The 21,140-nt window shown below is 62.2% G+C and carries 22 protein-coding genes; 7 read left to right on the forward strand and 15 right to left on the reverse strand.

Annotated elements, in window-relative coordinates:
* Nucleotides 1–86 precede the first annotated feature (86 nt).
* The 7 genes from ASD52_RS31730 to ASD52_RS31760 all read right to left on the reverse strand — a co-directional run bounded on the left by ASD52_RS31730 (nt 87) and on the right by ASD52_RS31760 (nt 8,021).
* Nucleotides 87–656, reverse strand: a complete 570-nt coding sequence (locus ASD52_RS31730) for a CarD family transcriptional regulator (protein WP_025425216.1) — start codon at nt 654–656, stop codon at nt 87–89.
* A 412-nt stretch (nt 657–1,068) separates the two neighbouring features.
* Nucleotides 1,069–1,407, reverse strand: coding sequence for a ferredoxin FdxA (gene fdxA / locus ASD52_RS31735; RefSeq protein WP_025425217.1), 339 nt, complete (start codon nt 1,405–1,407; stop codon nt 1,069–1,071).
* A gap of 201 nt (nt 1,408–1,608) precedes the next feature.
* Entirely contained in the window at nt 1,609–2,022 is a 414-nt protein-coding gene (locus ASD52_RS31740) for an RNA-binding S4 domain-containing protein (RefSeq protein WP_057210875.1), read from the reverse strand.
* A gap of 7 nt (nt 2,023–2,029) precedes the next feature.
* A complete protein-coding gene (locus tag ASD52_RS31745; protein WP_057221816.1) occupies nt 2,030–5,038 on the reverse strand; it encodes a DEAD/DEAH box helicase in 3,009 nt (1,002 codons plus the stop codon).
* A 685-nt stretch (nt 5,039–5,723) separates the two neighbouring features.
* Nucleotides 5,724–6,449: a beta-ketoacyl-ACP reductase gene (locus ASD52_RS31750; RefSeq protein ID WP_025425220.1), complete on the reverse strand. Its 726-nt coding sequence runs from the start codon at nt 6,447–6,449 to the stop codon at nt 5,724–5,726.
* Between the two features lie 17 nt (nt 6,450–6,466).
* On the reverse strand, nt 6,467–6,826 hold the full coding sequence (locus ASD52_RS31755; RefSeq protein WP_025425221.1) for a hypothetical protein: 360 nt from the start codon (nt 6,824–6,826) through the stop codon (nt 6,467–6,469).
* Nucleotides 6,827–6,839: 13 nt separating this feature from the next.
* Complete coding sequence (locus tag ASD52_RS31760) at nt 6,840–8,021, reverse strand: acetyl-CoA C-acetyltransferase (protein ID WP_025425222.1); 1,182 nt, start codon at nt 8,019–8,021, stop codon at nt 6,840–6,842.
* Nucleotides 8,022–8,244: 223 nt separating this feature from the next.
* Here ASD52_RS31760 and phaR point away from each other — a divergent pair, with 223 nt between their 5' ends.
* Nucleotides 8,245–8,823 carry a polyhydroxyalkanoate synthesis repressor PhaR gene (phaR, locus tag ASD52_RS31765; RefSeq protein WP_025425223.1) on the forward strand — a complete coding sequence of 193 codons (579 nt, stop codon included), beginning with the start codon at nt 8,245–8,247 and terminating at the stop codon, nt 8,821–8,823.
* Between the two features lie 67 nt (nt 8,824–8,890).
* Here the strand turns inward: phaR and ASD52_RS31770 are convergent, their stop codons facing one another.
* The 4 genes from ASD52_RS31770 to mtgA form a co-directional block, all read right to left on the reverse strand.
* Nucleotides 8,891–9,292, reverse strand: coding sequence for a hypothetical protein (locus ASD52_RS31770; RefSeq protein WP_025425224.1), 402 nt, complete (start codon nt 9,290–9,292; stop codon nt 8,891–8,893).
* Nucleotides 9,293–9,458: 166 nt separating this feature from the next.
* Nucleotides 9,459–9,644 (reverse strand): 50S ribosomal protein L32, encoded by a 186-nt coding sequence (gene rpmF, locus ASD52_RS31775; protein WP_025425225.1) that lies wholly within the window; start codon nt 9,642–9,644, stop codon nt 9,459–9,461.
* Between the two features lie 159 nt (nt 9,645–9,803).
* Entirely contained in the window at nt 9,804–10,451 is a 648-nt protein-coding gene (locus tag ASD52_RS31780; protein WP_025425226.1) for a glutathione S-transferase family protein, read from the reverse strand.
* 178 nt (nt 10,452–10,629) lie between these two features.
* Nucleotides 10,630–11,376 carry a monofunctional biosynthetic peptidoglycan transglycosylase gene (gene mtgA, locus ASD52_RS31785; protein ID WP_025425227.1) on the reverse strand — a complete coding sequence of 249 codons (747 nt, stop codon included), beginning with the start codon at nt 11,374–11,376 and terminating at the stop codon, nt 10,630–10,632.
* A gap of 172 nt (nt 11,377–11,548) precedes the next feature.
* Between mtgA and ASD52_RS31790 the strand changes: the two genes are divergently transcribed.
* The 3 genes from ASD52_RS31790 to ASD52_RS31800 all read left to right on the forward strand — a co-directional run bounded on the left by ASD52_RS31790 (nt 11,549) and on the right by ASD52_RS31800 (nt 14,263).
* Complete coding sequence (locus ASD52_RS31790; RefSeq protein ID WP_025425228.1) at nt 11,549–12,463, forward strand: polyprenyl synthetase family protein; 915 nt, start codon at nt 11,549–11,551, stop codon at nt 12,461–12,463.
* Between the two features lie 3 nt (nt 12,464–12,466).
* A complete protein-coding gene (gene hisC, locus ASD52_RS31795) occupies nt 12,467–13,522 on the forward strand; it encodes a histidinol-phosphate transaminase (protein ID WP_057226461.1) in 1,056 nt (351 codons plus the stop codon).
* 99 nt (nt 13,523–13,621) lie between these two features.
* Nucleotides 13,622–14,263: a LysE family translocator gene (locus ASD52_RS31800; protein WP_057226463.1), complete on the forward strand. Its 642-nt coding sequence runs from the start codon at nt 13,622–13,624 to the stop codon at nt 14,261–14,263.
* 103 nt (nt 14,264–14,366) lie between these two features.
* Here the strand turns inward: ASD52_RS31800 and ispG are convergent, their stop codons facing one another.
* From ispG to ASD52_RS31820, 4 genes are all read right to left on the reverse strand, one after another.
* Nucleotides 14,367–15,620: a flavodoxin-dependent (E)-4-hydroxy-3-methylbut-2-enyl-diphosphate synthase gene (ispG, locus tag ASD52_RS31805; protein ID WP_025425231.1), complete on the reverse strand. Its 1,254-nt coding sequence runs from the start codon at nt 15,618–15,620 to the stop codon at nt 14,367–14,369.
* A 188-nt stretch (nt 15,621–15,808) separates the two neighbouring features.
* On the reverse strand, nt 15,809–16,993 hold the full coding sequence (locus ASD52_RS31810; RefSeq protein WP_025425232.1) for an MFS transporter: 1,185 nt from the start codon (nt 16,991–16,993) through the stop codon (nt 15,809–15,811).
* A 30-nt stretch (nt 16,994–17,023) separates the two neighbouring features.
* Nucleotides 17,024–17,410, reverse strand: coding sequence for a glyoxalase/bleomycin resistance/extradiol dioxygenase family protein (locus ASD52_RS31815; protein WP_057226465.1), 387 nt, complete (start codon nt 17,408–17,410; stop codon nt 17,024–17,026).
* Nucleotides 17,407–18,189 carry a DeoR/GlpR family DNA-binding transcription regulator gene (locus ASD52_RS31820; protein ID WP_057210877.1) on the reverse strand — a complete coding sequence of 261 codons (783 nt, stop codon included), beginning with the start codon at nt 18,187–18,189 and terminating at the stop codon, nt 17,407–17,409. The genes ASD52_RS31815 and ASD52_RS31820 overlap by 4 nt, the downstream gene beginning before the upstream one ends.
* 272 nt (nt 18,190–18,461) lie before the next feature.
* On the opposite strand from ASD52_RS31820, the gene ASD52_RS31825 reads away from it, so the two are divergent.
* The 3 genes from ASD52_RS31825 (at nt 18,462) to ASD52_RS31835 (ending at nt 20,886) form a co-directional block, all read left to right on the forward strand.
* The gene (locus tag ASD52_RS31825) at nt 18,462–19,235 is read left to right on the forward strand and encodes an amino acid ABC transporter substrate-binding protein (RefSeq protein WP_025425235.1); all 774 of its coding nucleotides are present in this window, start codon (nt 18,462–18,464) and stop codon (nt 19,233–19,235) included.
* 212 nt (nt 19,236–19,447) lie between these two features.
* Nucleotides 19,448–20,128, forward strand: coding sequence for an amino acid ABC transporter permease (locus ASD52_RS31830; protein WP_025425236.1), 681 nt, complete (start codon nt 19,448–19,450; stop codon nt 20,126–20,128).
* Entirely contained in the window at nt 20,125–20,886 is a 762-nt protein-coding gene (locus ASD52_RS31835; RefSeq protein WP_025425237.1) for an amino acid ABC transporter ATP-binding protein, read from the forward strand. Before ASD52_RS31830 ends, ASD52_RS31835 begins: the two co-directional genes overlap by 4 nt.
* The last annotated feature ends 254 nt before the right edge of the window (nt 20,887–21,140 follow it).

Raw genomic sequence — 21,140 nt, forward strand, 5'->3', positions numbered from 1 at the left:
AGCTGCAAGCAGGAATGGTGCAAACGAAAAAGCCCGGCGCGATGGCCGGGCTTTGTCTTGTCGTGATGGTATGGGACTGGCGCTCTTTAAGCTGCCTCGTCCTGGGCGTCGTCTTCTTCGATCGCCTTGCCGCGCTTCGGACCCTTGTTAAGATTGGCTTCGACCAGGCGAACAGCCTCGGTCTCGGACATCTTGTTCACGGCCGCGATTTCGCGCGCCATGCGGTCGAGGGCAGCTTCATAGAGCTGGCGTTCGGAATAGGACTGCTCCGGCTGGTTTTCTGCGCGGTAGAGGTCGCGCACGACTTCTGCGATCGAGATCAGATCGCCGGAATTGATCTTGGCATCGTATTCCTGTGCGCGGCGCGACCACATGGTCCGCTTGACGCGAGCCTTGCCCTGCACAACCTTCAACGCGCGATCGACGAAATCGGTCTCCGAGAGCTTGCGCATGCCGATGCTGACGGCCTTGGCGACCGGCACCTTCAGGCGCATCTTGTCCTTTTCGAAATCGATGACAAAAAGCTCAAGCTTCATGCCGGCAACTTCCTGCTCCTCGATAGCGACGATCTGTCCGACGCCATGGGCCGGATAGACAATCGATTCACCGGTCTTGAAGCCGTGGCGTGTCGAAGATTTTTTCTGCTGGGTCGTCATTCGTTTCAAAAACTCCCTGTTTCGCACCCGGCCATTCTTGGCCGGGGCCGGGTCAGTGAGGCCCGGGATAGACGGGGATACCGCCGGGTGGGTCCATCCTGGTCCGTCCAAAGGAACCCAAACAATCCCATCAAACGCGGTCACAATAGAGAGACGCAACGGTGCGTATCTGGAAAAACCGCGCTGTGGAGATCGTTTGCTTTCGTGAGGTTTTCGGGCGCGCAAAAACACCCTCTGTGGATCAGTAGAAGGACCCTATCACAAAAAACTGCGGAAATCAATAATTTGCTGCATGGCAGCCATCAAGCCGCCATTCTCGCAGATGCGAGGGCGGAGCCTGATTTTCCCCAGATTTGACGCCGGGGTCATTATCGTCTCGCCAGCCTCGGCGCACGGACCGAGGCCGAGCGCCTCAGTCGCCCTGGCCGGGTTCGGCAGAGAAGTACTTCTCGTACTTGCCTTCGACCCCGTCCATTTCCTTGGCTTCCGGCATCGCGTCGCGCTTGATGGTGACGTTCGGCCACTTGGTGGCAAAATCAGCGTTCACTTTCAACCACATATCGAGGCCCGGCTCGGTGTCTGGCTTGATGGCCTCGGCAGGACATTCCGGCTCGCAGACGCCGCAATCGATGCATTCATCGGGATGAATGACGAGAAAATTCTCGCCTTCGTAGAAGCAGTCCACCGGGCAGACTTCAACGCAATCCATGTACTTGCAGCGAATGCAATTGTCGGTCACGACATACGTCATGAGGTACTCCAGCCAATGCTCACGTTTGATGGCGGACCGCAATCAATGGTGATGCTCATGTCCGCGCATGCTAGGAATGTCCGGCGCGCATAGCTGCCGAAGCAAGACCGATGCACTCAACGTGGGTTGTCAGGTAAAGGCTTTATGGACCCTTTGCAAGAATATTCAATGCGCAAAACGCCGCGCTGAAGGCAGAGTTTTCTAATCGTCGAGCGGGTTGAAACCGGGCTTCAACCGGTCGGTTTCGCGCCGCTCTTTCTTGGTGGGTCGCCCCGCCCCCGGCTCACGCGTCGCGAGGTCAAAAGCCGAGAGCTTTTCCCGCGGCTCCGCCGGCGTCAGGTCCTCGTAGAGCAGCCGCGCCTCATCGAAAGGGCCGCGTCGTTCGCCGGGCAGAAGCACACGCACGATCACGTCGCGCCGTTCGAGCGACACAGCGAGCACATCGCCCGCCTTCACCTGGAAGGAGGACTGCTTGACCCGTTCGTCATTGACAGTGACGTGCCCCGCCTCGATCGCCTTTTGGGCGAGCGAGCGGGACTTCAACAGGCGCGTGAAGAACAGCCATTTGTCGAGACGCTGGCGCGATGCCGGGTTGGACGCAGACTGTTTCTCCATGGCGTTCCTACTTCTTCATCTGCTCCTTGAGAGCGGCAAGCTTGGCAAAGGGCGAATCCGGATCGATCGGCTTCTCCTTGCGCGGCGGGCGCGCCTCGAACTTGGCCGCGTTCGGCTTGCCGCCGCGATCGTGACGATCATGGCGATCCTGCCGCTGGCCACCCTCGGGCTTGCCGTCGTGCCGCTTGCCGCGGGCCGGTGCGCCGGCCTTGCGGCCGCCTTCGCGTCCCTCGCCCTGGCCTTGGCCTTGCCCCTGGCGCGGACCGCCACGGCGCTGATCGCCCTGGTGACGGCCACCCTGGCGCTGATTGTCCTGGCGGGTGCCCGGACGCCAGAGGAGAACCGGCTTGGCTTCGGCAGCCTCGGCACCCTCTTCCGCGGTTGCCTGGGGAGCGGCAGCTTCGCCTTCGGCAGTCGCCGGCTCGACGGAGGCAGGTGCCTCGGTTTCAGCCGCCGGTTCGCCTTCACCGCTTGCATCCGCATCGTCGTGGTCGGCGGCAGCTTCCGTGGACGCCTCGGCCGGGGCTGCAGGCGCCACGCCCTGGCTTGCCAGGAACGCTGCGGCATCCTCGGCCTTCACGCTATCGGCGCGGTAGCCAAGCCCCTTGAGAATTTCTTCCATATCGTCAGGCGTTGCGCCGAGAATGGAGAGCATGGAGGTCGTCGCGGTGAAGCGACGGCCGTCATAGGCGCCTTCGGGACGCGGCTGCGCACCCGGCTTCCACTGCAGCAGCGGACGGATGAGATCCGCCAGACGCTCGAGGATGTCGATGCGAACGGCACGCTTGCCGAGGAAACGGAAGCCCGCGAGCTTGTAGAACGTCCGCTCAAACGAGGGATCGGTAACGACCGAGGTGCGGCCAGCGGCCAGCATCGGGATCAGATCGCCATAGCCAGCCTTGTCGAGGCCATCGTTCTTCAGCGCCCAGAGCAGCGTAATGAGCTCGGCCGGAGCCGGCTTCAACAGCGCGGGCAGGAAGATGTGATAGGCGCCGAAGCGGACGCCATACTTGCGGATCGAGGCGCGACCGTCCTGGTCGAGCGACTTCACCTCTTCGGCGACGTCGCGGCGGAACAGCACGCCGAGATTTTCGACGAGCTGGAATGCCAGCCCCTTGGCGAGGCCTTCGAGATCCTCGGCGCGCGAGATATCGTCAAGCGGTTTCAGCACCGTGCCGATATGATGGTTCACGAAACGCTCGATGCGGGCGACGACATGCTCGCGCGCATTGGCCTGCAGCTGCTCGTCGGCAAGCAGGATGACGCGCGGACGCATGACATGGTCGCTGGCCGCAAGCCGAGCCACGGGATCGCCGAGCCAACGCACCAGTCCGTCGGACGATAGCGCAAGGTCGCCATTGCCGGAGGCGTGCAGACGCGCCGCACGCGCTTCGAACTCGAGCGCCAGCGCCTTCTGCGCAGCACCCTGCACGGCCTTGGCATCCGGTCCGTCTCCGCCGGTCGCCAGCGTAAACCGGAAACCGGTTAGTTGTCCTACGTGATGGCCTTCAACGAAGACGTCACCATTCACACTGATTTCAGCTTCCAGCATAGCATTCTCTCTCAGGCGCTTCATGAGCACAGATGTCCTGCGATCAACAAAGCGTTTCGTCAACCGTTCATGTAGTGCGTCGGACAATCGATCTTCAATTTCCCGCGTCTTTTCTTGCCAGTGTGTCGGATCGGCAAGCCATCCGGGCCGGTTCGACACATAGGTCCAGGTTCTGATCTGCGCGATTCGCGCCGAAAGTGTGTCGATCTCACCATCGGTATAATCCGCCCGACGGACTTGCTCGGCCATGAAATCTTCGTTCACGGCGCCACGTCGGACAAGATCGGCGTAGATCGTGGAGATCAGATCGGCGTGTTGAGCCGGTGTAATGCGGCGATAATCCGGCAATGCACAGGCTTCCCACAATTTTTCGACCCGGTCCGGCGTCGTCGCCAGATCGGCCACTTCGGGATAGCGCGACAAATGTTCGAACGCCTGCTGATCCACCGCAGGTAGAGCGCGCGCAAGCCCCGGAATTGTCGGGGCGGCATCCAGGCTTCGCTTCAACGCGGCAAGCGACGCATAGTCAAACGCCTTGGAGCGCCATTGCAGCACCTTGAGCGGATCGAATTCATGTGACTCGATGCGATGCACCAGCTCGTTGTCGAACGGATCGACCCGGCCGGTGACGCCGAACGTGCCATCGCGCAGGTGCCGCCCGGCACGCCCGGCGATCTGCGCCAGTTCGGCCGGATTGAGGTTGCGGAACTGGTAGCCGTCGAACTTGCGGTCCTGTGCGAAGGCGACATGGTCGACGTCGAGGTTCAATCCCATGCCGATCGCATCGGTCGCCACCAGAAACTCGACGTCGCCTTCCTGATAGAGCGCGACCTGGGCATTGCGCGTGCGCGGCGACAGCGCCCCGAGCACGACGGCAGCGCCGCCGCGCTGACGGCGGATCAGCTCGGCAATCGCATAGACTTCGTCTGCCGAAAAGGCGACGATGGCCGAGCGATGCGGCAGGCGGGTGATTTTCTTCGACCCGGCATAGAGCAGCTGCGACATGCGCGGGCGTTCGACGACGGTGATGCCCGGCAACAATTGTTCGAGGATCGGCCGCATCGTCGCGGCCCCGAGCAGCAGCGTCTCGCCGCGGCCGCGCAGATAGAGCAGCCGGTCGGTGAAGATGTGACCACGCTCGAGATCGCCGGCGAGCTGCACTTCGTCGATCGCCACGAAGGACGCCGTCGTTTCGCGCGGCATCGCCTCGACCGTGCAGACCGAGTAGCGGGCGCGATGTGGGGTGATCTTTTCCTCGCCGGTGATCAGCGCAACGTTGTGATGGCCGACCTTTTCGACAACACGCGTATAGACCTCGCGCGCGAGCAGCCGCAGCGGCAGCCCGATGACGCCGCTATCGTGCGCGATCATGCGCTCGATCGCATAATGCGTCTTGCCGGTATTGGTTGGCCCGAGCACCGCGGTGACGCCGCGGCCGCTCAGGATCATGGGGTGAACGGACACGTCATCGATCCCGGGCATTCAAGAACATAAGAGGCGCCTTTACGCGCCGGCGGCAAACACATGCCCACGCACCGCGGCAAACGCAAGGGGCGCCGGCAACTAAAACCATTTCCCGGCAAACCAGCGCCTGCCCGCACCACCATATCTGGACGTGCGAAATTAAGGTTCGGAACAGCCACGGAACGAATCGGCGACGAATCGCTGACTCCACTCGATTCACTGTATGTTCACGGCTACATATAGATTGCAACTGCCAATATTGCACCACATGCTGAATCACGTCTCTGGCAGCGCGTGCGCCGTGCACCCCGAGCGTTAATCTGGGTTGCCGAAGCATTAAAGGTGGCAAAGGATTCGGAATCCAAGACTCTGGAAAGTTTAGGAAATTTTAACCGAAGAATCAGGCTGATTCGCCGGAATCAGGGAATGGGAATCGCTGCGTTAACACATCGACCAAAGCCGGAACGAATCGACGACGAATCACAGACATCACTGCGTTCCACATTCGTTCTCCACAACATATGGTATGTCGACGCACGGCAAACAACAGGCCAGAAACCGGCTTTCTCCAACTTGCGGACAGATTCCGGTGCGCCATTAACCTTCTGTCTTTGAACCGAGCAGGCAATAAAAATGAAACGGCGCCCCAAACGGAGCGCCGTCGAAAGTGCGGGCGATAACAGGATCAGACGAAGAACTGTCCGCCATTGGCGGAGATCGTCGACCCCGTGATGAAGCCGGCATCGTCGGATGCGAGGAAAACCACGCAGCGGGCAATCTCCTCCGGCTCGCCCAGACGACCGACCGGGATCTGCGGAATGATCCGCTCGTTGAGAACCTTTTCCGGTATCGCCCGCACCATCTCCGTGCCGATGTAGCCCGGGCAGATGGCATTGACAGTGATGCCTTTGGCAGCCCCTTCCTGGGAGAGTGCCTTGGTGAAGCCGAGATCACCGGCCTTGGCGGCCGAGTAGTTCGCCTGCCCCATCTGGCCCTTCTGGCCGTTGATCGACGAAATGTTGATCACCCGCCCGAAGCTGCGGTCCCGCATGCCGGTCCAGACCGGATGGGTCATGTTGAACAGGCCGGTCAGGTTGGTGTTGATCACCTCGCCCCATTGCTCCGGGGTCATCTTGTGGAACATGGCATCACGGGTGATGCCGGCATTGTTGACAAGCACTTCGATCGGCCCAAGGTCGGCCTCGACCTTGGCAATGCCGTCGACGCAGGACTGATAGTTGGAGACATCCCACTTGTAGACCGGGATGCCGGTTTCCTCCTTGAACGCCTGCGCCTTCTCGTCATTGCCGGCGTAGTTGGCAGCAACCTTGTATCCTGCATTCTTCAGCGCGATGGAAATCGCGGCGCCAATGCCGCGTGACCCGCCCGTAACCAATGCTACCCTGCTCATGCTCGCCTCCCACTTGATTAATTCAGTTTATCAAAGGCCTTCTTCATCAATTTTTCGCCCATATGCTGCCCGTAGATCCTGGCCGCAGCCTGAAATTGCGGATCAGCGAGCATGGACATTCCGACCTCGCACTTGGTCAGCGCGAGGTTCATCAACAGACTGCTCATCTGGACGACGTAGGATTTGACACTGCCGCTGTCGTCGTTGAGGGCAGCGATCATCAGGTTCTTGAAAACGGTCTCGTCATCGACAGTCGTGTGGTCCAGCATGCACTGGACCACTTTTGCCTGTTCGAACGGCGGAGATGTCGCATGACCCTGGTTCGCCGACGAAGCGACAAACAGGACCGAAAAGATCAACCCGCTGACATGACGCATGCGGTCGGGCCGGTCAGAGACGCTCGACGCACATGGCGACGCCCATGCCGCCACCGATGCACAAGGTCACAAGGCCCTTGGAAACGCCGCGGCGCTTCATTTCGAACAGCAGCGTGTTGAGAACGCGGGCGCCGGACGCGCCGATCGGATGTCCGATCGCAATCGCGCCGCCATTGACGTTGACGATCGACGGATCCCAGCCGAGGTCCTTGTTGACCGCGCAGGCCTGTGCCGCGAAGGCCTCGTTGGCTTCGACGAGTTCGACATCACCGATCGCCCAGCCGGCCTTCTCCAGCGCCTTGCGCGATGCCGGGATCGGGCCTGTGCCCATCACCTGCGGATCGACGCCGGCCGTGGCCCAGGAAACGATGCGCGCGAGCGGCTGAATGCCGCGCTTGGCGGCCTCTGCCTCGGTCATCAGCAGGGTGGCGGCGGCACCGTCATTGAGGCCGGATGCGTTGCCGGCGGTCACGGTTCCCTCCTTGTCGAAGGCCGGACGCAGCTTGGTCATCTGGTCGATGGTCGCGCCATGGCGGATATATTCGTCCTGATCGACGATGACGTCACCCTTGCGGCCCTTGACGACGAACGGAACGATCTCGTCAGCGAAGCGGCCCGCCTTCTGCGCGGCCTCGGCCTTATTCTGCGACGCCAGCGCAAACTGATCCTGCTCCTCGCGGGTCAGCTGCCACTGACGGGCGACATTCTCCGCGGTGATACCCATGTGGTAGCCGTAGAAGGCGTCCGTCAGGCCATCCTTGATCATCGTGTCGATCATCTTGAAGTCGCCCATCTTCACGCCGCCACGCAGGTGCGAGCAATGCGGTGCCATCGACATCGACTCCATGCCGCCGGCAATGATGATTTCTGCATCGCCGGATGCGATCTGCTGCATGCCGAGCGCGACTGCGCGCAGGCCCGAGCCGCAAAGCTGGTTCATGCCCCAGGCGGTCTTTTCTGGCGGAATGCCCGCCTTCATCGCGGCCTGGCGCGCCGGGTTCTGGCCTTCGCCTGCCTGCAGCACCTGCCCGAGGATCACTTCATCGACCTCGTTCGCCTCGACGCCGGCGCGTTCGAGTACCGCCTTGATGACGGCGGCGCCAAGCTCGTGGGCCGGTGTGTTGCCGAAGGCACCGTTGAAGGATCCGACGGCGGTACGTGCCGCGCTGGCGATCACGATGGAGGGATTGCTCATGGGGGACGTTTCCTCAGATTTTCTTGCGTGACGACAGCAGACTGGCAAAGCGCGGGGCGCAAGTCAAACGCCTTGATGCACTGCCGCAAAACCGTCATCCCCTGCCGACCGCGAGATTTCGCACTTGCGTCGCCGCATCGCACAAAGACATTGTCAGCGGCATTCGTTTGCGGATACTCTGAAAAGTAGAAAAAGACGGACCGCGGGTAATGAGGAGAGCCTGATGGCGAAGAACGACGGCCAGATCGTAATCAAGAAATATGCGAACCGGCGGCTCTACAACACCGGGACCAGCACCTACGTCACGCTCGACGACCTGGCCGTGATGGTGAAGAAGGGCGAGGAGTTTACCGTACAGGACGCCAAATCAGGCGAAGACATTACCCATTCGGTTCTGACGCAGATCATCTTCGAGCAGGAATCCAAGACCGGCAACACGCTGCTGCCGATTTCGTTCCTGCGCCAGCTGATTTCCTTCTACGGCGACCAGATGCAGATGGTCGTGCCGAGCTATCTCGAGCACTCGATGCAGGCCTTCACCGAGCAGCAGGTGCAGATGCGGGAGCAGATCAACAAGGCCTTCGGCGACACGCCGCTCGGCAAGAACCTGCAGGCGCCGCTGCAACTGGTCGAGGAGCAGGTTCGGCGCAACACAGAGATGTTCCATCAGGCGATGCAGATGTTTTCGCCGTTCATCGCCTCGCCTCCGGTCAAGGAGACCAAGAAGGCGGAAGCCAAGGATATCGACGAGTTGAAGGAGCAATTGCGCGCCCTTCAGACCAAGCTCGACAATCTCGGCTGAGCGTATCGCGACGGCGCCGCGGTCCTCATCGGCACGCGGCGATGTGAGCGTTCTTCTTCAGTCCGCTTCAAAGACCGATTGAAACGTCCCGGCCGGCCGATCGCATCGACACGGAGAAGCCGGCGATGACGTCGATGAAGCTGATCGTCATCAGGATGAAGAAGATTTGTGTGGCCGCCGGGGCGACCAGTAGGAACTCGACCAGGAACGCGATGAAGAGCACCATCGACAACAGATGGTCCATCAGCGCCCGCGTGCCGGTGCGGGTCGCCTTGAGAATTTCCACGAAAAGCAGAAGCAAGGCCACGACGATCAGGAGATCGCCGAAGCTCATGGCCCATGTCGCGCCGGACAGCATGGACAGCGACATCACGCCGGCACCGAGGCCAGCCGTGCCGCCGAAAAGGCCGAGCATGGCAAGGTTGTAGATGGCAAAGGGCAGGATCAGCAATGGAATGGCGGCAAGCATGAACAAATGCGCTCCCTCTTCAATGAGTGATCGCTACATGCGCCACGTGACGCCAGAGATCACCACGCCGACTTAATACCAACCTCTCCGTCGAGAAGATGTCAGGCATGCAAAAGAAAAGGGCTGGCAAAGCCAGCCCTTTAACTCGGTCCGCCAATGTCAGCGCTTATGCGCTTTCCTTCGGGGTCAGAACCTGACGACCACGGTACATGCCGGTCTTCAGGTCGATGTGGTGCGGGCGACGCAGTTCACCGGAGTTCTTGTCTTCGATGTAGGTCGGCGTCTTGAGGGCGTCAGCAGAACGGCGCATGCCACGCTTGGACGGGCTCGTTTTTCTTTTAGGTACAGCCATTTCATTCTCCACTTATCGGGCAAAACACTGTTCAGCAGCCGAAATGGCCGTATAAAACAGATGTTAATCACGGAAATTTGGCGCGCTTATACATGGCGAACTGCCGCTTGACCAGTCCCCGAGCGCAATTTTTCGACTCCTCCTCGCAAGGAAGTCGAATCAGACTTCTTCCTCGGCAACGATCCACGGTTCCGCTCGTGCGGCCGCTTCCCATTTCCGGGATGCCGGATGCGCCTTTACTCGCTCCATATATCCCAACGTCGTGGGGTCGCTAACGAGATTGTAGACGTCGAAGCGGTTAACCACAGGCGCGTACATCGCATCCGCAGCCGTGAACGACCCGAAAAGGAACGGACCGCCGGAGCGCGCGAGCGCGTCGGCCCAGATCGTCTCGATGCGGGCGACATCGGCGCGCACGTCGCCCGAAACCCCAAGCGTCTGTTTCTGCCGGCGAATGTTCATCGGGCAGGCGCTGCGCAAGGCACGAAAGCCGGAGAGCATTTCGCAGGCATAGCTGCGCGCCCGCGCCCGGTCCTGTTGGTCTGCCGGCCAAAGCCCGGCATCCGGAAACAGTTCGGCGACATATTCGATGATCGCCAGCGACTCCCAGATCTTGACGTCGCCATGCTCGAGAAGCGGCACACGCCCGGTCGGCGAGATTTCCCGCAGCTTCGGGTTTCCGGCCGCAAAATCGAAGGGAATGACCACGTCCTCGAAGGCAATGCCTGAGGCTTCGAGCGCCAGCCACGGTCGCAGCGACCAGGACGAATAGTTCTTGTTGCCGACGTAAAGGACGAGTTTGTTCAAGATTGGATCTCCCTATGCACCCTGCTGCAACCATTACAGCGCCGCGCGTCTTATTAGACGCGCAAAGGTCGCTGTAGCACTTTGAACTGCTGCATGTTTTTATCCTTAAATCGAATAGGATTTAAGGAAACATGCAGTAGGCCACGGCGAGCATCAGGACCAATGAATAGGCGTCATCTCAATCATAAAGGCAGGTGATGTATCCGCCCGATCGGCTGGCCCGGCGCTCGATCAGTGATGCCAGGCGTTTCAGTCCGCGCCCCGGTTTTCCGGCGTTGCGCTCTTTCGGGTTGGGCAGCGACACGGCGAGAAGAGCGGCCTGGCGCCTGGAAAGCTTGGCGGCGGAAACGCCGAAATGGTGGCGGGCGGCAGCCTCGATGCCGTAGATACCGTCACCCCATTCGGCGACATTCAGGTAGATCTCCATCATCCGCTGTTTGCTCCAGACGAAGTCGGCGGCGATGGCGAGCGGCAGTTCCATCGCCTTGCGCACGAAGGAGCGGCCGTTCCAGAGGAAGAGGTTCTTCACCGTCTGCATCGGGATGGTGCTGGCGCCGCGCGTCGATTCCCCATCGAGCGCATCCTCAACCACGCCCCGCATCTGCCCCCAGTCGACGCCGTCGTGGATGCAGAACTGGCCATCCTCCGACATCATCACCGATTGCACCAGCACCGGCGCTATCTTGTCGAACTCGACCCACTGTCGGTCATAGCCGCGCAGCAGCACGAGGTCGCGCAGCATCAGCGTCGAAACCGGGCGAATGAAGTCGATGAGATAGAGCGCAATCAGCGCATAGGGCAGAAGCAACAGGCCAAGAACGACGAAAATGATGCGACGGCGATGCAGGCGCCACGTCCGACGGAGGGACGACCAGCGACTGGCGGGCATATCGCCCTCCTCACGCGCCTCGGGAACGATGTCCACGGCCTGACTGTCCACCTCTCTGTCCATCCGTTTCTCTTAGTGCATGGGCTGGCAAAGTTGAACGGGCTTTCTGGCAAAAGGCAAGGCACTCACAGGTCTGTCCTCGACAAAGCGCACTGCCGCGACACGAAAGCCCGTTGAAAGCGCCTTTCGCGCATGTCAAAGAGCGCTCATGAGACAGGAAACACCGACCTTCGAGACCCAACTGAAACGCAACGCGCTCGCGATCGAGACGCTGCTGGGGCGCCTGCTGGGTTTGAGCATCGAACCCGACGAGATCGGCCGCCCGGAAAACCTGCTCGGCGCGATGCGTCACGGCGTCCTCAACGGCGGCAAGCGGTTGCGCCCGTTTCTGGTGATCGAATGCGCCAGCCTGCTGGGCGGACGCTTCGATGCAGCGCTGCGGGTCGGTGCGGCGCTCGAATGCGTCCACTGCTACTCTCTGGTCCATGACGACCTGCCGGCGATGGACGACGACGACATCCGGCGCGGCCAGCCGACCGTACACAAGGCTTTCGACGAGGCGACTGCGATCCTTGCCGGCGACAGCCTGCTGACCTTCGCCTTCGACATCATCGCATCGCCGGAGACGCCGCTTGCCGACGCACAGAAGGCGGCGCTTGTCCTCGCGCTGGCGCGTGCTGCCGGCCATGGCGGCATGGCCGGTGGACAGGCGCTCGACCTTGCGGCGGAGAAATCCACTCCCGACGAAGCCGGCATCGTCACCCTTCAGGCGATGAAGACAGGCGCGCTTCTGCGCTTTGCCTGCGAGGCGGGCGCGATCGTCGCCGGAGCAGACGCGAACGACCGTCACCGTCTGCGCAGCTTCGGCGAAAAGATCGGCCTTGCCTTCCAGCTCGCCGACGACCTGCTTGACCTCACCGCCGACGCCGAGACCATGGGCAAGGCAACCGGCAAGGATGCCGCACGCGGCAAGGGCACGCTCGTCGCGCTCCACGGACAGGCCTGGGCCGAGACCCGGCTGGAACAACTGGTGGCGGAGGCAGAGGCGCTGCTCGAACCCTATGGCGAGCGCTCGTCGATCCTTGCCGAAACCGCCCGCTTCATCGCCAATCGCAGGAATTGAATCGTGAGCAAATACTGGTCGCCCATCGTTTCGAAGCTCAAGCCCTATGTGCCAGGCGAACAGCCGCGCATCGCCAACCTCGTCAAGCTCAATACCAACGAGAGCCCCTACGGCCCTTCGGACAAGGTTCTGAGCGCAATCACCGCAGCGGCCAACAGCGATCTCAGGCTCTACCCCGACCCCCTGGCGCTCCGCCTGCGTGAAACGATCGCGGCCCGTCACCGGGTCACCGCCGGCGAGGTCTTCGTCGGCAATGGTTCGGACGAGGTCCTGGCCCACATCTTTGCCGGGCTGTTGAAGCACGACGCCCCGCTGCTCTATCCCGACATCTCCTACAGCTTCTATTCGACCTACGCCCGGCTGTTTGCGATCGATGCCGTCGAAGTCCCGCTCGACACTCAATTCCGCATCGATCTAGCCGATTACGACAGGTCCTGCGGCGCCATCATCCTGCCAAACCCGAATGCGCCGACCGGCATCGGCCTGCCGCTTGCCGAAATCGAGCGGCTCGTTGCCGCCCACCCGGATCAGCCAGTTGTCATCGACGAGGCCTATATCGACTTCGGCGGCCAGTCGGCGATCGCGCTGGTGCCGAAATACGAAAACCTGCTGGTCGTCCAGACCTTCTCCAAGTCGCGTGCGCTCGCGGGCCTGCGCGTCGGCTTCGCCATCGGTCAGCGGCCGCTGATCGAGGCGCTGGAGCGGGTGAAGGACAGCTTCAACTCCTATCCGCTTGGCCGCCCGGCCCAGGCAGGAGCGACCGCTGCGATCGAAGACGAAGCCTGGTTCGAAACGACCCGCAAGAAAATCATGGCATCCCGTGAACGCCTCACCGGTCAACTCGCCGAGCGCGGTTTCGAGGTCCTCCCATCGCAGGCAAACTTCGTCTTCGCCCGCCATCCCGGCCATTCCGGCGACGCGCTGATGCAGGCGCTGCGTGAGCGTGCCGTGCTCGTGCGCCATTTCGCCAAGCCCAGGATCTCCGATTTCCTGCGCATCACCATCGGCACCGATGCCGAATGCGCCCGGCTGATCGAAGCGCTCGACGACATTCTCTGAGATCTGGTCCCGAGACGGGGGCTCTCAGACTTGGCTCAGGCACTTGGCCGCGAAAGACACATTCGCTAAGGTCCGGCGATCCACGCCGGAGCCCTCTCCATGTTCGACCTGTCGCCATACCTTTCGCAACTCGCGGTCGCCTGGACGGCCTATATGATTGCGACCGCATCGCCAGGTCCGGCGGTGCTTGCAATCATCACCACCTCGATCAGCCAGGGGCGCAAGGCGGGCCTGGCGCTCGCCTTCGGCGTACTGTCCGGCAGCTACACCTGGGCGATGCTAACGGCATCCGGCCTTTCTGCGCTCATCGGCGCTTACGGACAGGCGCTGATCGTCCTGAAGATCGCCGGCGCCTGCTACCTGTTCTGGCTCGCCTACAACGCGCTACGCGCCGCCATCCGCGGACATGCGCCCCCAAAGGCGATGCCGGGCCAACCACAGGCGTTGCTGAAGAAGCACTATCTCAAGGGGCTCGGCATCCACCTGACCAATCCCAAGGCGATTTTCTCCTGGATCATGCTGGTCTCGCTCGGCATGCCCGCCGGCGCGCCGACGGCCGTGACCGCCGCCTTCATCGCCGGATGCATGCTGCTCGGTCTCGTGACCTTCTGCGGTTTTGCGATCGTGTTCTCGCTGCCGCCGGTGCATCGCGGCTATCTCAAGTCGCGACGCATCATCGAGAGCCTGATGGCAGGCTTCTTCGCTTTCGCAGGATTGAAACTGCTGACGACGCGGCTCTGAGCTAGAGCATTTCCAGGAAAAGTGTGAAGCGGTTTTCCGTCAGGAAATGCGTAGAAACAAAGAAACAGAGCACTTGTGTGATTCCGCTTAAACCGGAAACGCTCTATTCGGCCGCGGCCTGACCCTGGCCGTAACGCTTTTCGATATAGTCGGAAACGAGCGTCTCGAAATCGCCGGCAATGTTGGGGCCGCGCAGCGTCATCGCCTTCTGGCCGTCGATGAAGACGGGTGCGGCCGGCGTTTCGCCGGTGCCGGGCAGCGAGATGCCGATATCGGCATGTTTGCTTTCGCCGGGGCCGTTGACGATGCAGCCCATGACCGCGACCTTGAGGCCTTCGACACCCGGATATTTCTCGCGCCAGACCGGCATGTTGCGGCGGATGTCGTCCTGGATCTTCTGGGCGAGCTCCTGAAACACCGTCGACGTCGTGCGGCCGCATCCGGGACAAGCGGCAACGACGGGAATGAACTGGCGGAAGCCCATGACCTGCAGCAGTTCCTGCGCCACCTGCACCTCGCGGGTGCGGTCGCCGCCGGGCTCCGGCGTCAGCGAAATACGGATTGTGTCGCCGATGCCCTGCTGCATGAGAATGCCGAGCGAGGCCGACGAGGCAACGATGCCCTTGGTGCCCATGCCGGCTTCGGTGAGGCCGAGATGCAGCGCATGGTCCGAGCGCGTCGACAGCATGGCATAGACGGCGATCAGGTCCTGAACACCCGACACCTTGGCCGAAAGAATGATGCGGTTGCGCGGCAGGCCGATGTCTTCGGCAAGTTCGGCCGAAAGCAGCGCCGACTGCACGATCGTCTCGCGCGTCACCTGCTGGGCCGTCAGCGGAAACCCGTTCGCCTGGTTCTCATCCATCAGCCGCGTCAGCAGTTCCTGATCGAGCGAGCCCCAGTTGACGCCGATGCGCACCGGCTTGTCGTAGCGGATCGCCATCTCGACGATCTCGGCGAACTGCTTGTCCTTCTTGTCCTTGAAGCCGACATTGCCCGGGTTGATGCGGTACTTCGCCAGCGCCTCGGCGCAGGCCGGATGGTCGGCAAGCAGCTTGTGGCCGATATAGTGGAAATCGCCGACGAGCGGCACGTCGAGGCCGAGGCGCTCGAGCCGATCGCGGATCTTCGGCACCGCAGCCGCACTTTCGTCGCGGTCGACGGTAATGCGCACCAGCTCCGAGCCGGCCTTGTGAAGCGCCGCCACCTGCGCCACCGTTCCGTCGATATCGGCGGTGTCGGTATTGGTCATCGATTGGACGACCACCGGCGCACCGCCGCCGACTATGACTCCGCCGACATCGACGGCGACGGACGCGCGGCGGGGCTGCGGATCAAAATCAAAGGCGGCAGACATGAAGGCCTCTTGGTCCCCCAGGTCACGCCGGTGACCTGGTCTCATCGTTTCAGCGCGGGATGCAGACGGAAACCCGCATGGGTTTTCCCGTTCCGCTCCTGCTTTTCGTCCATCAGGTGGATGAGGAAAGCATCGTTGTCAACGGCGACATCATGCCCTGACGGCGATTTGATGGCAGGCGCCCGACCTCAATGGCCCTTTCCATGGTCCGCATGAACGGCATGGTGCGACAGCATCAGCACGACGATGAACAGCACCGGCACCGAGGCGAAGATGATCGCAAAGCCTGTATGTTCGGCGACGAAGCCGATCAGCGACGGTGCGAACAGCATGCCGGAATAGCCCATGAAGGTTGCGACCGAGAGGCCGATACCCGGCTGCAGGCCCGGCATGTTGCCGGCGGCCGAAAACGCGATCGGCACCATGTTGGAAATGCCGATCCCGGCAATCGCAAAACCGAGGATGGCGAGGTAGGCATTCGGCGCGAGGCCCGCCAGCACCATGCCGACAAGCGCTGTGACCGTGCAGATGCGCAGCGTCCGCTTGGCGCCGAAACGATCACGCACATGGTCTCCGGCAAAACGCATCGTCGCCATCGTCGCAGAGAAGGCGGCAAAGCCGAAGCCGGACAGTTCGACCGAAGCGCCGAGTTCGTTGCGCAGATAGAGCGCACCCCAATCGAGCACGGTTCCTTCCGGCACCATCGAAAACAGCGCCATGATGCCGATCAGCCAGGGAAGCGGCGTCATCGGCAGGCGCAGCTTTTCCTTGGTGGCGGCGGGGTGCGGCTTGTCGGCCAGGATCATCGGCCAGGCGATCGCGAGCACTGCCAGGCTGAGCAAGGTCACGACGATGACGTGCGGCAGAACGCCGAAGCGCGCCATCAGGAAGCCGCCAATGCCGGCACCGATCAGGCCGCCGAGGCTCCAATAGGCGTGGCAGGAGGACATGATGGCGCGGCGCATCGATTTTTCGACCTCGACCGCATTGGCGTTCATCGCCACGTCCATCGCGCCGACGAAGCCGCCGAGCAGGAACATGCCGACGGCAGCGGCCCAGACATTCGGCAGCAGCGTCAGAAGCAGGAGCAGCGGCGACAGCAGGATGGCGGTGACCTTGACGACCTTCTGCGAGCCGACCCGGGCGATAAAGCCGCCGGCGATCGGCATCAGCACCAGCGAGCCGACGCCGAACATCAGGATGAGCAGGCCGAGCACGCTTTCGCTGATGCCCAGCCGATCCTTGAATTCGGGGATCTTCGGTGCCCAGCTTCCGGTGACGAAGCCGTTCATCAGGAAGAGCAGCGACACGGCAAGCCGGTCGCGGGTCATGTAACCCTGCCGAACGGCGGTGGGAGCGGAACGTTGGTCCATGATTGTGCCTCTATGCCGGAAGCCGCCGGCTCAAATGGTAATTTCGATCAGATTGCCGTCGGGCTCGCGAAGCACCGCCTCGTAGAAGCCGTCGCCCGTCCACCGCGCCTGCGATACCAGAATGCCCTCAACCGAGGCCCGGGCCGCCATCGCGTCGACCGCCGCTCCGCTGCCGAGCGACAGGGCTACATGCGCGAGCCCCGTACGCTCGACGCCTTCGGGCTCGGCCGGAGCCACCCAAGGCCCCTCCATGATTTCGATTGCCGGCCCATCGCCAAAGGTCAGAAAGCGGGAGCGAAACCCCGGACGACGCCGGCTCTCATAGGCGTCTCCGACGCTCGCGCCGAAGAAACGCGACCAGAAGGACGCGACCCCCTCCAGATCCCTGGTCCAAAGAGCCACATGCGCGATGCTCATCGTTCGCTCCCTCCAGCCATGATCACGGTCGTCCCAGATGCCTCGAAGGCGGCGACGTGGTGCGCCGGCGCGTCGGCCTCCAGCACCAGCGTCGTCACCTGGTCGATGCCGACAACCGCGTGGGATGCGGCCGTGCCGAGTTTGTCGTTGGTAACGGCGACAAGCAGGGCGCGGCTGCGCGATGCGATCAGCCGCTTGAACTCGGCGTCCTCGAAAAAGATCGCCGTCAGGCCGGCATCAGCATCGGCGCCGCAGGTGCCGAGGATGCAAAGGTCGGGCCGAAGCTGTTCGATATCCCGTTGCGCCCGCGCGCCGACGGCAGCACCAACGGCGCGGTTGAGTGGGCCGCCGACGAGAATGAGGTCGATGCCCGGCTTCTCCATCAAGGCGGCGGCGATCAACGGCGTGTTGGTGACGATGGTCGCCTTCAGGTCCGGCTCGATAAGCTGGGCGATAGCAAGATTGGCCGAGCCGGCGTCGAGGAATACCGTGCTACCGGGCGCTATGAAGCCGACCGAGGCGCGCGCCAGCGCGGCCTTGCGCTCCGGCGCCATCGCCACGCGCTGGCTGAGCGACAGGGCGCTTGGCGCAAGCGGCAACGCGCCACCATAGACCCGCTCGCACAGGCCGGCCGCGGCCATCTCGCGCAGATCGCGCCGGATCGTGTCTTCGGAGACCCGGAACTCGGCGGCAAGGTCGGCCGCCAGCACCCGGCCGTCGGCCTTCAGCCGTTCCTGGATGAGTGTCTTTCGTTCGCGAAGAAGGAGTTCCGTGGACATTTGGCCAATCGTGCATAAACGTGCATGAATCGATGTAAATGTGCATAGCGAATTTTGAAAGCGATTTCAACCGCGATCCGGCGACAAAATCGAAAAGGGCCAGATTTGCCGACAGGCGCGTGTTTCGGATGAAAATTCTACCGGTCCGGGGAAAAATCTTCACAAAAACGCTCAGCAATTGGAGTTTTATGCGCTCAAGCGGCGATTTTTTTATGAGATTCTCTCCTCAATCCGGACGACGGGCCGGAACACAAAAAAGATGGAAAGACACGATGAAACTCCTCCCCACGCTTTTCGCCGCCGCCCTCCTGCAGGTTGCCGCCTTCGTCCCCGCTATGGCCGGTGAGAACCTCGACCAGATCAAGTCCGCCGGCGTGCTGAAGATCGGCACAGAGGGCACCTATGCGCCCTTCACCTATCACGACAAATCTGGCGCGCTCGTCGGCTTCGACGTCGAGATCGGCCAGGAAGTGGCCAAGAAGCTGGGCGTCAAGGCCGAGTTCCTGGAAGGCAAGTGGGACGGCCTGATCGCCGGCCTCGACGCCAACCGTTACGACGCGGTGATCAACCAGGTCGGCATCACCGAGGAGCGCAAGAAGAAGTACGACTTCTCCGAGCCCTATATCGCCTCCAAGGCCGTGCTGATCGTCAAGGGCGACGACGCCGAAATCAAGGACTTCGCCGACCTCAAGGGCAAGAAGTCCGCCCAGTCGCTGACGAGCAACTTCGGCAAGCTTGCGCAGGCTTCCGGCGCCGAGCTGGTCGGCACCGACGGCTTCGACCAATCGATCCAGCTGGTTCTGACCGGCCGCGCCGATGCGACCATCAACGACAGCCTTTCCTTCCTCGACTTCAAGAAGCAGAAGCCTGATGCCAACGTGAAGATCGCCGCCGAACAGGCCGACGCCGACTATTCCGGCATCATCATCCGCAAGGGCGAGCCGGAACTTCTCGAAGCCGTCAACAAGGCGCTTGCCGAAATCAAGGCCGACGGCACCTACGAGACGATCTCGCAGAAGTACTTCGGCGCCGACGTCTCGAAGTAACACCCGCCTGACATTAAGGCCGGCAGCTTCTCCCCCGGCCTTGCTCGCTACGGCGCCGCGCGTCGGACATGACGCGCAAAGGACGCGGTAACACTTCAAGCTCGCTGCATGCCCCCGCCTCAAACCAATTTCGATTTAAGGCATCATGCAGTATGAATCGCGATCCGTTCCGGCCTCCGGAGCGGATCGCGCTTTTTCGAAAGGCCCATCCCTTGCCCACCTGGCTTCAACTCATGCTGGATTCGCTGCCGTCCCTGCTTTGGGCCGGGCTGACGTTCACCATCCCGCTGACGCTGCTTTCGTTCATTCTCGGCCTGGCGCTTGGCCTGGCAACGGCCATCGCCCGCCTCTTCGGGCCGGCGCCCGTCGTTGCCGTCGCGCGGTTCTATGTCTGGGTCATCCGCGGCACGCCGCTGCTCGTCCAGCTCTTCGTGATCTTCTACGGCCTGCCGAGCATGGGTATCCTGCTCGACGCCTTCCCGGCCGCGCTGATCGGCTTCACGCTCAATGTCGGGGCCTATACCTCCGAGATCATTCGCGCGGTGATCTCCTCGGTGCCGCGCGGGCAATGGGAAGCGGCCTATTCCATCGGCATGAGCTGGAGCCAGGCGATGCGTCGCACGATCCTGCCGCAGGCAGCCCGCGTCGCCGTGCCGCCGCTGTCGAACACCTTCATCTCGCTGGTGAAGGATACCTCGCTTGCCGCCGCGATCACGGTTCCAGAGCTTTTCCAGACCGCCCAGCGCATCGTCGCCACCACCTACGAGCCGCTGATCCTCTATATTGAGGCAGCGCTGATCTATCTCGCCATGAGTTCGGTACTGTCAGCCCTGCAAGTGCGGCTGGAGCGCCGGTTCGCCCGCTATGGCGGCTTCCTGGAGGCCCGGACATGATCGAGCTTTCCCACATCGAAAAACGCTTCGGCGACAATCTCGTGCTGAAGGACATCTCCGTGACGCTGGCCGAAGGCACGGTTACGGCGCTGGTCGGCCCTTCCGGCGGCGGCAAGAGCACGCTCCTGCGCTGCATCAATCTCCTGGAGATCCCGACATCGGGCTCGATTCGACTTGGCGACGAGGCGCTGGACTTTCAGCCCGGGCGCAAGACCGGCTGGCAGGCGATCCAGCGCCTGCGCCGCCAGACCGGGATGGTGTTCCAGAATTTTCAGCTTTTCCCGCACCAGACCGCACTCGGCAACGTCATGGAAGGCCTTGTCACCGTGTTGAAATGGCCCGCCGACAAGGCGCGCGCCCGCGCCATGGAGCTGCTTGAAAAGGTCGGCATGGCCCATAAGGCCGATGCCTGGCCGGCCACGCTTTCCGGCGGCCAGCAGCAACGCGTGGCGATCGCCCGCGCATTGGCGCCGTCGCCACGCGTTCTTCTCTGTGACGAGCCGACCTCGGCGCTCGATCCGGAGCTGGCAGAAGAAGTCGTCGAAGTGCTGAGCCGGCTTGCCCGCGAAGGCACGACCATGGTGATGGCGACGCATGACCTGAGGTTAGCCTCGCGCGTCGCCGACAAGGTGGTCTTCCTCGACGGTGGCGTCATCGTCGAAAGCGGCGCGCCGAAGACGATCTTCTCGACGCCCGAGCGCGAACGCACCAAGAAGTTCATCGCCTCGCTGAGTGCGCCGCACAGCTACGACATCTGAGCGACGTTTGGGGGCCGATCGCCCGGGTGACTGATAGCGGGCCAGGGTCGGTGGAGGGCGAACTATCTCTCATTCGCCATTCTCCACCCTCTCCTCCGTCATCCTCGGGCTTGACCCGAGGATGACGGAGGAGAGGGTGGAGCTCACCGGCACGAACTGCGTACCAAGGCGTCTTGAGGCGCGGCGGAGGGCCGTGCTTGCGGCTGGATCCTCGGGTCAAGCCCGAGGATGACGACAGGGATGGCGGCCTATCC

This window comes from Ensifer sp. Root142 (genome assembly GCF_001426785.1).
Classification (GTDB): Bacteria; Pseudomonadota; Alphaproteobacteria; order Rhizobiales; family Rhizobiaceae; genus Ensifer; species Ensifer canadensis.